Here is a 14,402-nt window from a genome sequence, read left to right as displayed (position 1 = left end):
GCGGCCTGGCCGGGTCTGCTGTGCCCCGGTGGGGTCACCAGTCCGGCGGTGGGGTCACCCCGAGCAGTTCGGTGGTGCCGCCGGCCCGGTCGCCGAGCGCGTCGAGGGCGGCGGTGAGGGTGCGTTCCTCGTAGCGGAAGTGCGATTCGAGGATGGCGGACAGCCCGTCCAGCTCGACGCGTACCCGGTCGAGGGCCGCCGGGTCGTCGGGCGGTGGGTCGGTGAACAGCGCCTCGATCCGGTGGACGATCCAGTCGACCATGCGGTGGTCCCGGCTGAGCTTGTCGAGCACGGGCCGCAGCTCGGGTGCCTCGTCGGCGAGCACCAGGAACGCCCCGGCGTCCTCGCCGGTGTGGTGCCGGGTGAGCGCCGCGCAGAAGCTGAGGCAGTGGGTACGCAGGCCGCGCAGCCGGCCTGCCCCGGGTGATCCGTCGGGACCGGCGTCGAGGCCGGCCCGGAGCTGGTCGAGTTCGTCGAGCAACCAGAGGTGGATCTCTACCAGTTGGTGGCCGAGCGCGGTCAACCGGTCGGCCGGGGTGGAATCGGGGTGCACGTGTGTCCCATGCTGTCCCGCGCCTCCATGCCCTCGGCGGTCTCCTTGCCGGGTGCACTGCGACGCTGGCGACGATCCTACGACCCACCCGCCGCGCTGTCCGCCCTCCCACCGCCACGGATGCCGACCCACCGCCGGTTGTCGACCCGGCCCACCGTCACGGGTGCCGGCCCATCGCCGTGGGTGTCGACCCGACCTGTCGTCACGGGTGCCGGTCCATCGCCGTTGGTGCCGACCCGGCCCACCGTCACGGGTGTCGGCCCTGGCCTGCCGACGGGCGTCGGCACCCGGGCCGTCAGTGTCGGCGTAGGCCGGCCAGGAGGAGATCGAGCAGGCGGCCGGCGAGGTCTCGCTGCTCGGGTCCCTGCGCCGCCAGCGACATCCCGCCCAGCCCGGCCAGCACGTCGCCGGGGTCGACGTCCGGACGGATCGTGCCGTCGGCGACGCCGGCCGCCAGCAGCCGGGTCAGCGCGGCGACCAGCAGGTCCCGGCTCTGCGCGTACGGGTTGGTGCCGGCGGCGATCACCAGGCGCAGGGCGTCGGCCATGCCCCGTTTGGTGGCCAGGTAGTCGACGAAGCGGTCCATCCAGGCCCGGGTCGCCTCGGCGGGCGGCAGTCGGGTCAGCAGGTCGTCGGCGGCGGCACAGAGCTTGGCCAGTTCGCTGCGGTAGGCGGCCTCGACCAACGCCTCCCGGGTGGGGAAGTGCCGGTAGAGGGTGCCGATGCCCACCCCGGCGTCCCGGGCGATCGACTCCAGGGTCACCTCCGGCCCCTGTCGGGAGAACGCCTTCACGGCGGTGTCGAGCAGCCGCTGCCGGTTGCGCAGCGCGTCGGCGCGCAGCGGCCGGGAACCGCGCTCCGGCACGTCGCCTCCTGAGCGGTTCTGCGACACGTCGCCTCCTGGATCTGGTGCAGTGGTGCTGACGGGTGGTGTCTCCGGCGGTCGGGTCCGCTCAGGCCCCGGTCCGGGTCTGCTCAGGTCCGGGTCTGCTCAGGTCCGGGTCCGGGTCCGGGTCCGGTCAGGGTCGGGTCTGCTCAGGGGCGGGTCTGCGCGGGGATCAGGTCCGCTCGGGGGTCGGGTGGCAAACGGAGGATCCTCCGGTTAGGCTCGGAGTTGTAACGGAGGGCCCTCCACTTCTCATCGTAGCGGTCGGGTCGTCCGGCCCGTACCGCACCGACAAGGACGGATCATGACCACCGACTCGCCAGTCCACACCCCCTTCGACGCCCGTACCACCGCCCTGGAGGTGGTCCGCGACGTCGACCTCACCGGCCGCCGTGCCGTGGTGACCGGCGGTGCCTCCGGCATCGGCGTGGAGACCGCCCGCGCCCTCGCCGCCGCCGGAGCCGACGTCACCCTGGCCGTCCGGGACCTCGACGCCGGCCAGCGGGCCGCCGGGGACATCACCGCCAGCACCGGCAACGACCGGCTGCTGGTCGCCCCGCTCGACCTCGCCGACCAGGCGTCGGTGGCCGCCTTCGTGGCCACCTGGGACGGGCCGCTGCACCTGCTGGTCGACAACGCCGGCATCATGGCCTCGCCCGAGCGGCGTACCCCCGAGGGCTGGGAGTTGCAGTTCGCCACCAACCACCTCGGGCACTTCGCCCTCGCCACCGGGCTGCACCGCGCCCTCGCCGCCGCCGACGGTGCCCGCATCGTCTCGGTCAGCTCCGCGGCGCACCTGCGGTCCCCGGTGGTCTTCGACGACATCCACTTCCGGCAGCGCCCCTACGACCCGTGGGCGGCGTACGGGCAGTCGAAGACCGCGAACGTGCTGTTCGCCGTCGAGGCGACCCGGCGCTGGGCCGACGACGGCATCCTCAGCAACGCGCTGATGCCCGGCGCGATCCACACCAACCTCCAGCGGTACGTCAGCGCCGAGGAACTGGAGCGGATGCGGGCCGCCAGCGGTGGCGGCGCGGCCACCTGGAAGACCGTCGAGCAGGGTGCCGCCACCTCCGTCCTGGTCGCCACCTCGCCGCTGCTCGACGGGATCGGTGGCCGGTACTTCGAGGACTGCCAGCAGGCCGCCCCGCACCAGCCCGGCACCCGCACCGGCGTCGCCGCGTACGCCCTCGACCCGGCCGCCGCCGAGCGGCTCTGGACGGTCTCCGAGCAGACCCTGCGCGGCTGACCCGCCGATCCGCCGGGTGCCGTGCCCCGGCCCGCCCTGCTCGGATCGAGGGGCCCGACGTGCGGTAGCCGGTCGGTGCGCCCGCCATGCCCCTCCCCGCCCCGCGCGGCCCGGCACGGCCCGGCGGGTGGTGGCCGGTCGGTCCGCCCGTGCCGGCACCTGGCGTGCTGACGACGCAGGCGCCCCGGTCGACCGACCGGGGCGCCTCCGTCGAACGCGGGTGTTACAGGCCCAACTCGGCCTCGAAGTTGCCGCCCTCCAGCCGCTCCTTGACCGCGACCAGGAAACGGGCCGCGTCGGCGCCGTCGATCAGCCGGTGGTCGTAGGACAGGGCCAGGTAGACCATCGACCGGACCGCGACGACCTCGCCGAGGTCCGGGTCGTTCACCACGACCGGACGCTTCACCACGGCACCGGTGCCGAGCATCGCCGACTGCGGCGACGGCACGATCGGGGTGTCGAAGAGCGCCCCCCGGCTGCCGGTGTTGGTCAGCGTGAAGGTCGCCCCGGCGATCTCGTCCGGGCTGATCTTGTTGGTCCGGGTGCGCTCGGCCAGGTCGGCGATCCGCTTGGCGATGCCGCCCAGGTTGAGGTCGCCCGCGCCGTGGATGACCGGCACCATCAGGCCGCGCTCGGTGTCCACCGCGATGCCCAGGTGCTCGGCGTCGGGGTAGGTGATCGTGCCCGCGTCGAGGTCCATGCTCGCGTTGACGATCGGGTACGTCTGCAACGCCTCGATGGTCGCCAGGGCGAAGAACGGCAGGAACGACAGCTTCACGCCGTGCCGCTGCTGGAACGCCTCCTTGGCCTGGGCGCGCAGCTTGGCGATCCGGGTGACGTCCACCTCGATCACCGTGGTCAGCTGCGCCATCTCGTGCAGCGACTGCTGCATCCGCTTGGCGATGGTCGCCCGGATCCGGGGCAGCTTCTCGGTGCTGCCGCGCTTGGCGCTCGGCTGCGCCTTGGCCGCCGGCTTCGCCGGAGCCTTCGCAGCCGGCTGCGCGGGGGCCGCCGGAGCGGCCTTGGCCGCCTTCGCCTTCTCCGCCGCCTCCAGCACGTCCTGCTTGCGGATCCGGCCACCGACGCCGGTGCCGGTGACCGAGGCCAGGTCGACGCCGTGCTGGCCGGCCAGCTTGCGCACCAGCGGGGTCACGTAACCGGCGGCCTCCTCGCCGCCGCCCTGGACGGGGGCGGACGGCCGGGCCGGCGTGGCGGTCGGGGCGGCCGGCTGGGCGGCCTGCTCCGCCTTCGCCGGCTGGGCCGCCGACTCGGTCTCGGCGGCCGGCTCGTTGTATCCCGCGCCCTGGGTCGGCTCGGTGACCTCGGGCTCCGGCTTCGGCTCGGCCTTCGGCGCGGGCTTGGCCTGCGCCTTCGGGGCGGGCTCCGGCTCCGGCGTCGACTCGGCCGGGGCGGCGTCCGCCGTACCGATGATCGCCAGGTCCGCGCCGACGGCGGCGGTCTCGTCCTCCGCGACCTTGATCTCCAAGACGGTGCCGGCGACCGGCGACGGGATCTCGGTGTCGACCTTGTCGGTGGAGACCTCCAGCAGCGCCTCGTCGACCTCGACGGTCTCGCCGACCTGCTTGAGCCACCGGGTGACGGTGCCCTCGGTGACGCTCTCGCCCAGCGCCGGCATCTTCACCGCGGTGCCCTCGCCCGAGGACGCCGGGGCGGCCTGCGCCGCCGGCTGCTCCTGCTCCGGCTGCTCCGGCTCCGGGCCGGTGCCCTCGGCGGCGGCCGTCGGCTCGGTGGCCGGCTCGGCCTGCTCCGGCTCGGCGGCCCCGCCGTCGTCCTGCGAGCCGGCCGACTCGCCCTCGCCGGAGATGACGGCCAGTTCGCTGCCCACCTCGGCGGTCTCGTCCTCACCGACCACGATCCGGCTCAGCACCCCCGCGGCGGGGGAGGGGATCTCGGTGTCGACCTTGTCGGTGGAGACCTCCAGCAGCGGCTCGTCGACCTCGACGGTCTCGCCCTCCTGCTTGAGCCAGCGGGTGACGGTGCCCTCGGTGACGCTCTCGCCGAGCCGAGGCATGGTGACCGATACCGGCATGTTCTGAAACTCCTTCGTGGCCTGGTGCGATCCTCGCCCGCTTGCCGCCGGCGTCGCGGAATGAGTGTGGGTCAGGCGTGCGCGTGCAGCGGCTTGCCGGCCAGGGCCAGGTGCGCCTCGCCCAGCGCCTCGTTCTGGGTCGGGTGGGCGTGCACGAGCTGCGCCACCTCCGCCGGGTAGGCCTCCCAGTTGTAGATGAGCTGCGCCTCGCCGATCAGCTCGCCGACCCGGGCACCGACCATGTGTACGCCGACCACCGGCCCGTCCTCGACGCGTACCAGCTTCACGAAACCGGCGGTCTTGAGGATCTGGCTCTTGCCGTTGCCGCCGAGGTTGTAGTTGTAGACCTTGACCTTGTCGCCGTACTGCTCCTTGGCCTTGGCCTCGCTCAGCCCCACCGACGCCAGCTCCGGGTCGGAGTAGGTGACGCGCGGGATGCCGGCCTCGTCGATCACGGCCGGGTTCAGGCCGGCGATCTCCTCGGCGACGAAGATGCCCTGGGCGAAACCCCGGTGGGCGAGCTGGAGGCCGGGCACGATGTCGCCGACCGCGTAGACGTTCGGCACGCCGGTGCGCAGCCGCTCGTCGGTCAGCACGTACCCCCGGTCGAGCTTGACGCCCTGCTCGGCGTAGCCGAGGTCGGCGGTGTTCGGGCCCCGGCCGACGGCGACCAGCAGCAGCTCGGCCTCGACGGTCTCGCCGCCGGCGATGGTCAGCTTGACGCCCTTCTCGGTCTTCTCGACCTTCTCGAAGGGCTTGCCGACCTTGAAGTTGATCTTCCGCTTGCGGAACGCCCGCTCCAGCGCCTTGGACGACTCCTCGTCCTCGGCGGCCACCAGCCGGGGCAGCGCCTCGACGATGGTGACGTCCACCCCGAAGGACTTCCACACGCTGGCGAACTCGACGCCGATCACGCCGCCGCCCAGCACGATCACCGACGCGGGCACCCGGTCCAGGGTCAGCGCGTGGTCACTGGTGATGATCCGCTCGCCGTCGACCTCCAGGCCGGGCAGGCTCTTGGCGTACGAACCGGAGGCCAGGATCACGTTGCGGCCGGTGTAGCGCTTGCCGTCCACCTCGACGACGTTCTTGCCGACCAGCTTGCCGGCACCCGCCACGAAGGTGATGTTCTTGCTGCCGCCGACCAGCCCCTGCAGGCCCTTGTAGAGGCGGGAGATCACCCCGTCCTTGTACGCGTTGACCCCGGCCATGTCGATGCCGACCAGCTCGGCCTGGACGCCGAACTGCGCCGACTCCCGGGTCTGGTCGGCGATCTCCGCCGCGTGCAGCAGCGCCTTGGTCGGGATGCAGCCGTTGTGCAGGCAGGTGCCGCCGAGCTTGCCCTTCTCGATCAGCGCGACGGAGAGGTCAAGCTGGGCGGCACGCAGCGCCGCCGCGTAGCCGCCGCTGCCACCTCCGAGAATGACGATGTCGAAGGTTGCGTCGTTCGGCTCGCTCACGTCCAACTCCCTGGTCGCTTCGCTGCATCGGGGGGTCACGGCGGGGCGGCACGGGCAGACCCCACCTCGGTCATCTTGTCACTTGCCCGTCCGGGGCGCGTACCGAGGTGCCCAACGACACGTCCCCGACACGTACTCTTGGCACCGTCCTCGACGACGGACGGGGGAGAGGAGTAGCCCGGTGGCGCTGTTCCGGCGACGCAAACCGCCGACCCCGGCCAACCGTGACCGGCCGGCCGAACGGGCTGACCTGGATCACCTGGCCAACTTCGCCCGCACCCGCCGGGGGGTCGAGGCGTTCGTCGAACCCCGGACCACGATGACCGAGACCACCGTCATCATGATCGCCGACGACGGCGAGTGGACCCGGCGGCGCATCGACGGCCCGGAGGGCGCCCGCCGCTTCGCGCACGCCCTGGGCATCCCGATCTACGACGTCCGGCTGATGGGCTACCCGCAGCGGATGCGCGACTACAACGAACGCCGCAAACGCCGACCCGAGCTGTTCTGAGTCCCGCCCGGCGCCGGCGACGTCACGCCCGACCGGCGACGCGCCCGGCCCGGGAAAACGCGGACGGGACGCCCGTGGGCGTCCCGTCGTCGTGTCGCGAATCCGTCAGCCGTTGGCGGCGACGTCCTCGACCAGCTGCACCAGGGTACGCACCGGCACACCGGTGCCGCCCTTGGTCCAGTAGCCGGTCGGCTCACCCGAGTGGTAGCCGGGGCCGGCGATGTCGATGTGCGCCCAGGCGACGTCGTCGGTGACGAACTCGCGCAGGAACACCCCGCCCTGGAGCATGTGACCGGCCCGGTCCATGCCCGCGTTGACCTGCGAGATGTCCGCCACGTCCGAGTCCATGCCCTTGCGGACGTCGTCCGGCAGCGGCATCGGCCAGGCCGGCTCGCCGACCGTGTCACCGGCCACCTTCACCCGCTCGCACAACTCGGGGGTACCCATCACCCCGGCGATCCGCTTGCCCAACGAGATCACCTGACCACCGGTGAGGGTGGACGTCTCGAACAGGTAGTCGGTGCCGTCGGCGCAGGCCCGGGCCATCGCGTCGCCGAGGATCATCCGGCCCTCGGCGTCGGTGTTGAGCACCTCGACCCGCTTGCCGTTGAACATGGTGACCACGTCACCCGGCCGGTAGCTGGTACCCGACGGCATGTTCTCCGCCATCGGCAGGTAACCGGTCACCGTCACGGACGGCTTGAGCGCGGCGATCGCCAGCATCGCCGCCCCGACGGCCGCCGCGCCGGCCATGTCGGACTTCATCTCCCACATGCCCTGCGCCGGCTTGATCGAGATACCGCCGGTGTCGAAGGTGATGCCCTTGCCGACCAGCGCGACCCGCTTGCCGTTCGTCTCACCCTGCGGGGTCCAGGTGAGCTTGACCAGGCGCGGCGGGGCCTCGGAGCCCTGCCCGACGGCGGTGATGCCACCGTACCCGCCGGCCCTCAGCTCCTGCTCGTCGAGCACTTCGACGTCGAGGCCGGCAGCGCGGGCGGCGGTGGCGACGGCGTCGGCGAAGGCCGGCGGACGCAGCTCGTTCGGCGCGGTGTTGACCCAGTCCCGGCTGGTGCGCACCGCACCGGCCACCGCGGTGGCCCGGTCGATCTCGGCCTTGGCGGTCGCGTCGGCGGCGTCCGGCACGGCGATCAGCACCTCGGCCACCGGCTCCCGCCGGGACGGCTGCGGCTTGGTCTTGTAACCGGCGAACCGGTAGCCGCCGAGCAGCGCGCCCTCGGCGACCGCGCGCAGCACGGCCGGGGCGTCGGCGTTGTCGGGCAGCGGCAGGCTCAGCGCCACCCGGGGTGCCCCGGCCAGCGCCCGGACCGCCGCGCCGGCGGCCCGGCGCAGGGTCTCCGGGGCGGGGGCGGCACCGGTCGGCTCCGGACCCAGCCCGACCGCCACGACCAGCGGTGCGGTGACGGTGCCCAGCGTGGCCAGCTTGATCACCTCGCCGGGGCCGCCGGTCGCGCCGAGCAGGGCCAGCGTCGCGGTCAGCTTGCCGTCGAAGGCGGCGGCGATACTCTCCGCGCCGTCGGCCAGCAGCAGGGTGCCGGCGGGACCGCTCGTGGCGTCCGGGCCGGTGGTCTGACTGTGTACGCCGATCACGATCGCGTCGACCGTGAGCTCGGCGGGGTCGGTGTCGACCAGGCTGAGGGTGGTGCTGGACGATGTCACTGAGCTACTCCGGGCGGGCCGGGCCGGCCGCGTCGTCGCGTACCGGCGGTGATGGTCTCCGGCGGCAACCTATCCGCCGGAGCGCGGGTGCGTCCCGCCGAACTGCCGACGGGTCCCGCCGATGCTAACCAGCGGCGCACCCACCGGTAAGTTGCCACCCATGACGGACGTGACCTCCGACGCCGCCGCGACCCGGCTGCGCCGTTCCCCGCTGCACGCGCGGCACACCGCGCTCGGTGCCAAGTTCGCCCCCTTCGGGGGTTGGGAGATGCCCCTGGAGTACGCCGGTGGCGGCGTACTCAGGGAACACGCGGCGGTCCGGACGGCGGTCGGCGTCTTCGACGTCTCGCACCTGGGCAAGGCGCGGGTCACCGGCCCCGGCGCGACGCGGTTCGTCAACTCCTGCCTGACCAACGACCTGGACCGGATCGGGGCGGGCAAGGCGCAGTACACGCTCTGCTGCGACGACGCCACCGGCGGGGTGGTCGACGACATCATCGCCTACCGGTACGCCGACGACCACGTCTTCCTCATCCCCAACGCGGCGAACACCGCCGAGGTGGTACGCCGGCTGCGCGCCGCCGCCCCGGCCGACGTCGAGGTCACCGACGAACACGACCGGTACGCCGTGCTGGCCGTACAGGGCCCCCGCTCGGCCGAGCTGCTCGACGCGCTGGGCCTGCCCACCGGGCACGACTACATGAGCTTCTCCCCGGCGACACTGGCCGGTGCCGAACTGACCGTCTGCCGTACCGGCTACACCGGTGAGCTGGGCTACGAGCTGGTGGTGCCGGCCGAACACGCCGTCGCCGTCTGGGACGCGCTCTTCGCCGCCGGGGAGCAGGTCGAGCTGCGCGCCTGCGGGCTGGGCGCCCGGGACACCCTGCGTACCGAGATGGGCTACCCGCTGCACGGGCAGGACCTCTCCCTGGACGTCACCCCCGTGCAGGGGCGCTCCGGCTGGGCCGTCGGCTGGGACAAGCCGGCCTTCTGGGGCCGCGACGCGCTGCGCGCCGAGAAGACCGCCGGCCCCCGCCGTACGCTGCGCGGCCTGGAGGCCGTCGACCGGGCCATCCCCCGCGCCGGGATGACCGTCTACGCCGGTGACGCCCCGGTCGGCACGGTCACCAGCGGCACCTTCAGCCCCACCCGCAAGCAGGGCATCGCCCTCGCCCTGCTGGACACCGCCCCGAAACTCGCCGACGGCGACCTCGTCGAGGTCGACATCCGGGGCCGCCGCGCCCAGATGCGCATCACCCGCCCCCCCTTCGTCACCCCCTCCGTCCGCTGACCCCACCCCACCGATCCTGGCGTCGCCCCCCGGTTGGCCTCCGCCCCCGGGCTGGCCTCCGCCCCCGGGTCGGCCTCCGCCCCCGGGTTGGCCTCCGCCCCCGGGTTGGCCTCCGCCCCCGGGTTGGCCTCCGCCCCCGGGGGGCTGGCCTCGGGTGATCAAGAGGTTTACGTCACGTCGGGCCGAAATCCTGACCTAAACCTCTTGATCACCCGAGGCTGGCCTCCGCGCCTCCGACCGGCCTCGGTGATCAAGAGGTTTACGTCATGTCAGGCCGAGATTTTGACCTAAACCTCTTGATCACCGGGCCGAGCCGGGGCGGGCCGAGCCGGGCCGGGGCGGGCCGAGCCGGGCCGGGGCGGGCCGGGGCGGGCCGGGTGGGGTCAGTGGGTGGGGTGGGGGCGTTCGCCGGCGTCGAGGACGGCCTGGGTCCAGCCGCCCTCGATGACCCCGGTGCCGTCGAGGACCGCCCAGTCGACGACCTCGGTGACGGCCACCTCGACCGGGGAGCCGATCCGGACGGTGGGGTCGGTGTTGGCGTCGCTGGCGCTCGCGCCGACGATCCGCTCCGGGGCGTCCCACGAGTTGACCCCGGCCCAGACGTACTCGGGGCCGTCGTCGCCGGGTAGGCCGTACTTGATCACCAGTTGGGCCTCCGGTGGCAGCCCGTCGGCGAGGAACCGGGCCCGGATGTCGTCCAACCCGGCGCGGGCGGTGGCGACGGCCCGGCTCATCGCGTCGCCCGAGCGGGCGTACCGGACGTCCGGCTCGATGCCGGAGAAGAGGGTCGCGCAGGCCGCCGCGAAGTAGCGACCGTCCGGCCCGGGGTGGCCGGGCGGCGGGCGCAGGCTGAGGAACGAGTCGGCCTCCGGGTCGGTCGCCGGGTCCAGCTCCAGGCGCAGCAGCACCGGGGCCGTCGCGCCGTGCTGCTCCGGGTTGCCGTACGCCACCGCGATGTCGTGGCCGGTCACCGTGGCCAGCACCGGCAGCTGCACGAACGCCGGCACCTCCTCGCCGGCGAGCCCGTCGGTCCAGTCCCGCAGCAGCCGGCGGGCGGCACCGGTCAGCACCGCGCCCCAGGCCCGGGTGAGGTGGTCGGGCACCCCCTGGGTCTGCAACTCCAGCAGCCCGAAGCGGCGCAACCCCTTGGTGGTGAACCACAGCCCCTCGGTGTCCGAGGAGTACGGGACCAGCACCCAGTCGACCAGCCGGATGCGGCCCTGTGCGTCCGGCAGCGACTTCAGCGCCGTCGCCGGGTCGAGGAACTGCAACCCGAACACGTCCACCACGTCACCGTCGACGGATTCGGCGACGGCGGCGGCCACCGCGCGGGCCGCCCACTCGTGCGCCGGTGGCCAACCCGGCCGGTACTCGGCCTGCACCACCACCAGGTGGCTGGCGGCGGCGAGCCGGCCCAACTGGGCCTCGGTCGCGCCGAAGGCGGTGAGCAGGTCCGGCGGCAGCTGCGGGAACTCGTCGATCGAGCGGGTGTCCACCGACATCAGCGGGCTGTCCAGCATCTGCGTGGCCAGTCCGTAGACCGGGTCGGCGAGCCGGCCCGCCAACGCCCGTACCGCGGTCTTCGGGCTCACCGGTGGCAACCCCGCCATCGGTACCAGGTAGGTCGCGCTGAGCGACTCCGGGACCGGTACGGGCAGGAAGTCGTCCGTGATGAGCAAGTCGTCCCCCGGAAGGCCGTGCCGGTGTTGTCGGGGCAAACGCTACCCGGCACGCCGCGTCGTCCTCAGCCGGACAGCACCAAGCCCAGGTAGACCAGCGTGGTCACCACCTCCACGAGGGCCCCGAGCACGTCGCCGGTGATCCCGCCGAGGCGGCGTACCAGATGGCGGAGCAGGCCGGTGGCGACGGCGAGGGCGGCCAGCACGGCCAGCGGCCCCTGCCACGGGCGGCCCGGCACGGCCGGCACCGCCGCCAGCGCGACGACGAGGGTGCCGACGACCGGTGCGACCGGCCCGACCGTCCCGGCGACCAGCGCGCCCATCCCGTCGGGGCGGGCCGCCGGTACGCCCCGGCGGCAGGCCAGGGTGATCCCGAGCCGACCGGCGGCGGTGCCGGCGACCACCGCGGCGAGCGCCGTCGGCCAGGAGCGTCCGGCCAGCTCGGCGAGGGTCGCCGTCTGGAGCAGCAGGACGACCACCAGCGCGACCACGCCGAACGGGCCCACGTCCGGATATTTCATGATCTCCAGCGCCGCCGCCCCGCGCCGGTACGACCCCAGCGCGTCCACGGTGTCGGCCAACCCGTCCAGGTGCAGCCCCCGGGTCAGCAGGGCCGCCACTCCGACGGTCAGCCCGGCGGCGACCAGGGGTGGGGCGAGCGCGGCCAGGACCAGCAGCACCGCCCCGAGCAGCACGCCGAGCAGCACCCCGACCAGTGGGGCGAGCGCCATCGCGGTGCCCGCCGTGGCCCGGTCGATCCGGCCGGCGCGGACCGGCACGGTGGTGAGGGTGGTCAGCGCCAGTCGGAACCCGTCGCCGCGCCCCGACTCAGCCGGCACGCCGGCCGGACGGGTCGCGTTCCGGCCCGGCGTCGGTGGCGGTGGTGGTCGGGCCCGGGCCGGCCGGCACCGGCTCCGCGAACTCCGGGGTGGCGTCCGGCCCGGCGGGCCCGGCATCGGGACCGGCCACCTCGGCCCCGGCCGGCCCGGCGTCGGGGTCCGCCACCTCGGCCCCGGCCGGCCCGGCGTCGAGGTCCGCCGCCTCGCCCACGGCCGGCCCGGCGTCGGGGTCCGCCGCCCCGGTCGCGGCGTCGCCGGCCGGGAGGCCGGTGGCCCGGTCGGCGGTGGCCGGAGCGGTGGTGGCCCCGACGTCACCGGTCGGCGTGGCCCCGACCTCACCGGTCGGCGTGGTCGTGGCGGCGGTCGGCGTGGTCGGGGCGGCGTCGCCGGTCGGCGTGGTGCCGGTGGGCTCGTCGTCGGGGCCACCGTGGTGCGGGTGCGCGGGCAGCGACCCGGCCAGCGCCAGCACCGAGCGCAGCAGCGGCAGGGCGGCCAGCGCGTTGGCCCCCTCGCCGAGGTCGAGCCGCAGGTCCAGCAGCGGGGTCAGGCCGAGCACGTCGGCGGCGAGCCGGACCGCCGGGTGGCCGCCGTGGTCGACCAGCAGGCACCAGTGCCGGGCCTGGCCGGCCAGGTCCCGGGCGACCATGCCGGCGGCCAGCCCGACCGGCCCGTCCAGCAGCACCGGCACCCGGCGGGCGGTCGCACCGAGCAGCACACCGGCCGCCACCGCCACGTCGCCGCCGCCCAGCTCGGCCAGGATGTCCTTGGCGTCGCGGGGGGAGCGACGGGTGCGGTGCAGGGCGTCCCGTACGGTCGCGCACCGCACCATCCAGGCGGCGTCGTCGATCTCGCCGTCGGCGGTGTGCACCCGACCCAGCACGGTCGGGGCCTCCGCGCCGGCCGTCGCGACGAGCACCGCCGCCGCAGCGGCCTCCGCGCCCGCGCCGCAGGCCCCCAGCACCAGCAGTCGTACGCCCGCCTCGGCGGCCTCCTCGGCCAACCGCCAGCCGTAGCGCAGCGCCGCCTCGACGGCGTCGGCGTCCAGCGCCGGCCCGTGTTCGATCGGCGCGGACGGCGGGGCGTCCACCACCTGGAGGCTGGCACCGCTCTCGGCGGCCAGCCGGGCCAACGCACCCCGGCCGGCGCGGGCCTGCCGGGCCAGTCGGGCCGACTCCCCGACCGGTGCCCCGGCCGCCGCGCCACCGGCGTGGTCGCCGTGCAGTAGCAGCACCCGGACACCGGTCCACGGCGTAGGCGTCGGCGTGCCCTGGGTGGCGGCGGCGAACTCGACCACCCGCTCCAGCACGCCCAGCCCTGCCCCCGGCAGGTCCAGGGTGCCGAGCCGCTGCACCGCCTGCGGTCCGGAGTACTCGTCGGGCATCGGCAGTTCCATGCCGGGCTGGATGACGAGCCCGGTGGCGACCACCGGCAGCGCCATGGTCGGTGCCGCCCAGCCGGTGCCGTCGGCGGTCGGTGCGGCCGGGGCCGCCGGCACGGTGGGGGTCAGCACGTCCGGCAGCGGCGGCTGCGCGCCGCCGGTCGGGTCCGCCACACCGCCGGTCGGCGCGGCCGCACCGGTGGTCGGGGTGGCCTGGGTGGGTACGTCGACCGGTCGGGCCGGGGTGGCCGGCTTGAGCCAGACCGGCTGGCCGGCGACCACCAGCGCGACGGCGTCGCAGGCGTCCGCGACGGCCCGGTTGGCGGCGCCCAGCGCATCGGTGAACGCCCGCCCCAACGGGGTGGTCGGCACCAGCGACAGCCCCACCTCCGGGCTGACCAGCACGATCCGCGCCTCGCTGGCGCGTACCGCGTCGGCCAGCTCGGTGATCGTGGCGACGTCGTCGGCCGGCTGGTGGGTCGGGTCGAGCAGCACGGTCACCCAGCCGCCCAGGTCGTCGACGAGCAGCGTCTCGTTCGGCCCGGCCGAGGCGAGCACGTCGGCGAGCCGGCGCGGGTCCTCGGCGGTCTCCTCGGTGGTCCAGCTGCCCGGCCGGCGGGCCCGGTGGGCGGCCAGTCGGGTGGCCCACTCGGTGTCGTCCGGGTCGGCGGCGGCCGACGTCGCCACATACCGCACCGTGGGGGCTTCGGCCACCAGGGACTCGGCGAACTCCGACTTGCCCGAACGGATACCGCCGAGCACCAGGACCGTGTTCCACCCGTCAACGGACATGCCCGTACCTTAAGGCCGCCCGACCCGGCCCCGCCCG

11 protein-coding genes are annotated in these 14,402 nt (G+C 74.6%); 3 read left to right on the top strand and 8 right to left on the bottom strand.

Translation table 11 applies throughout. The features are described from left to right. Positions 1-34 precede the first annotated feature (34 nt). Both AB0K25_RS05580 and AB0K25_RS05575 read right to left on the bottom strand, forming a co-directional pair. Positions 35-553: a hemerythrin domain-containing protein gene (locus AB0K25_RS05580; RefSeq protein ID WP_219464058.1), complete on the bottom strand. Its 519-nt coding sequence runs from the start codon at positions 551-553 to the stop codon at positions 35-37. 295 nt (positions 554-848) lie between these two features. After that, on the bottom strand, positions 849-1,445 hold the full coding sequence (locus AB0K25_RS05575; protein ID WP_307799482.1) for a TetR/AcrR family transcriptional regulator: 597 nt from the start codon (positions 1,443-1,445) through the stop codon (positions 849-851). Positions 1,446-1,743: 298 nt separating this feature from the next. On the opposite strand from AB0K25_RS05575, the gene AB0K25_RS05570 reads away from it, so the two are divergent. Further along, positions 1,744-2,688 (top strand): SDR family NAD(P)-dependent oxidoreductase, encoded by a 945-nt coding sequence (locus AB0K25_RS05570; protein ID WP_219464057.1) that lies wholly within the window; start codon positions 1,744-1,746, stop codon positions 2,686-2,688. 223 nt (positions 2,689-2,911) lie between these two features. Here AB0K25_RS05570 and sucB read toward each other — a convergent pair whose 3' ends face one another. Beyond that, on the bottom strand, positions 2,912-4,738 hold the full coding sequence (sucB, locus tag AB0K25_RS05565; RefSeq protein WP_219464056.1) for a 2-oxoglutarate dehydrogenase, E2 component, dihydrolipoamide succinyltransferase: 1,827 nt from the start codon (positions 4,736-4,738) through the stop codon (positions 2,912-2,914). A gap of 71 nt (positions 4,739-4,809) precedes the next feature. Continuing rightward, entirely contained in the window at positions 4,810-6,237 is a 1,428-nt protein-coding gene (gene lpdA / locus AB0K25_RS05560; protein ID WP_219464055.1) for a dihydrolipoyl dehydrogenase, read from the bottom strand. Positions 6,238-6,379: 142 nt separating this feature from the next. Here lpdA and AB0K25_RS05555 point away from each other — a divergent pair, with 142 nt between their 5' ends. After that, a complete protein-coding gene (locus AB0K25_RS05555; protein WP_219464054.1) occupies positions 6,380-6,709 on the top strand; it encodes a hypothetical protein in 330 nt (109 codons plus the stop codon). Positions 6,710-6,814: 105 nt separating this feature from the next. On the opposite strand, the gene AB0K25_RS05550 is transcribed toward AB0K25_RS05555, so the two are convergent. Then, positions 6,815-8,386: a leucyl aminopeptidase gene (locus AB0K25_RS05550; protein ID WP_219464053.1), complete on the bottom strand. Its 1,572-nt coding sequence runs from the start codon at positions 8,384-8,386 to the stop codon at positions 6,815-6,817. A 160-nt stretch (positions 8,387-8,546) separates the two neighbouring features. On the opposite strand from AB0K25_RS05550, the gene gcvT reads away from it, so the two are divergent. Beyond that, the gene (gcvT, locus tag AB0K25_RS05545; RefSeq protein ID WP_219464052.1) at positions 8,547-9,677 is read left to right on the top strand and encodes a glycine cleavage system aminomethyltransferase GcvT; all 1,131 of its coding nucleotides are present in this window, start codon (positions 8,547-8,549) and stop codon (positions 9,675-9,677) included. Between the two features lie 383 nt (positions 9,678-10,060). Here the strand turns inward: gcvT and AB0K25_RS05540 are convergent, their stop codons facing one another. The 3 genes from AB0K25_RS05540 to AB0K25_RS05530 form a co-directional block, all read right to left on the bottom strand. Next, a complete protein-coding gene (locus tag AB0K25_RS05540) occupies positions 10,061-11,356 on the bottom strand; it encodes a DUF2314 domain-containing protein (RefSeq protein WP_219464050.1) in 1,296 nt (431 codons plus the stop codon). Positions 11,357-11,421: 65 nt separating this feature from the next. Then, positions 11,422-12,195: an adenosylcobinamide-GDP ribazoletransferase gene (gene cobS, locus AB0K25_RS05535; protein ID WP_363818627.1), complete on the bottom strand. Its 774-nt coding sequence runs from the start codon at positions 12,193-12,195 to the stop codon at positions 11,422-11,424. Beyond that, positions 12,185-14,365 carry a bifunctional adenosylcobinamide kinase/adenosylcobinamide-phosphate guanylyltransferase gene (locus tag AB0K25_RS05530; RefSeq protein WP_363818625.1) on the bottom strand — a complete coding sequence of 727 codons (2,181 nt, stop codon included), beginning with the start codon at positions 14,363-14,365 and terminating at the stop codon, positions 12,185-12,187. The genes cobS and AB0K25_RS05530 overlap by 11 nt, the downstream gene beginning before the upstream one ends. Positions 14,366-14,402 lie beyond the last annotated feature (37 nt).

The organism is Micromonospora sp. NPDC049257 (assembly GCF_040678915.1).
Classification (GTDB): Bacteria; Actinomycetota; Actinomycetes; order Mycobacteriales; family Micromonosporaceae; genus Micromonospora; species Micromonospora antibiotica.
This window is presented reverse-complemented; position numbering and strand designations above follow the sequence as displayed.

Coding starts and splice junctions, on each gene's coding strand:
- AB0K25_RS05570 (WP_219464057.1), top strand. CDS start 1,744: ATGACCACCGACTCGCCAGTCCACACCCCCTTCGACGCCCGTACCACC.
- sucB (WP_219464056.1), bottom strand. CDS start 4,738: ATGCCGGTATCGGTCACCATGCCTCGGCTCGGCGAGAGCGTCACCGAG.
- gcvT (WP_219464052.1), top strand. CDS start 8,547: ATGACGGACGTGACCTCCGACGCCGCCGCGACCCGGCTGCGCCGTTCC.
- AB0K25_RS05530 (WP_363818625.1), bottom strand. CDS start 14,365: ATGTCCGTTGACGGGTGGAACACGGTCCTGGTGCTCGGCGGTATCCGT.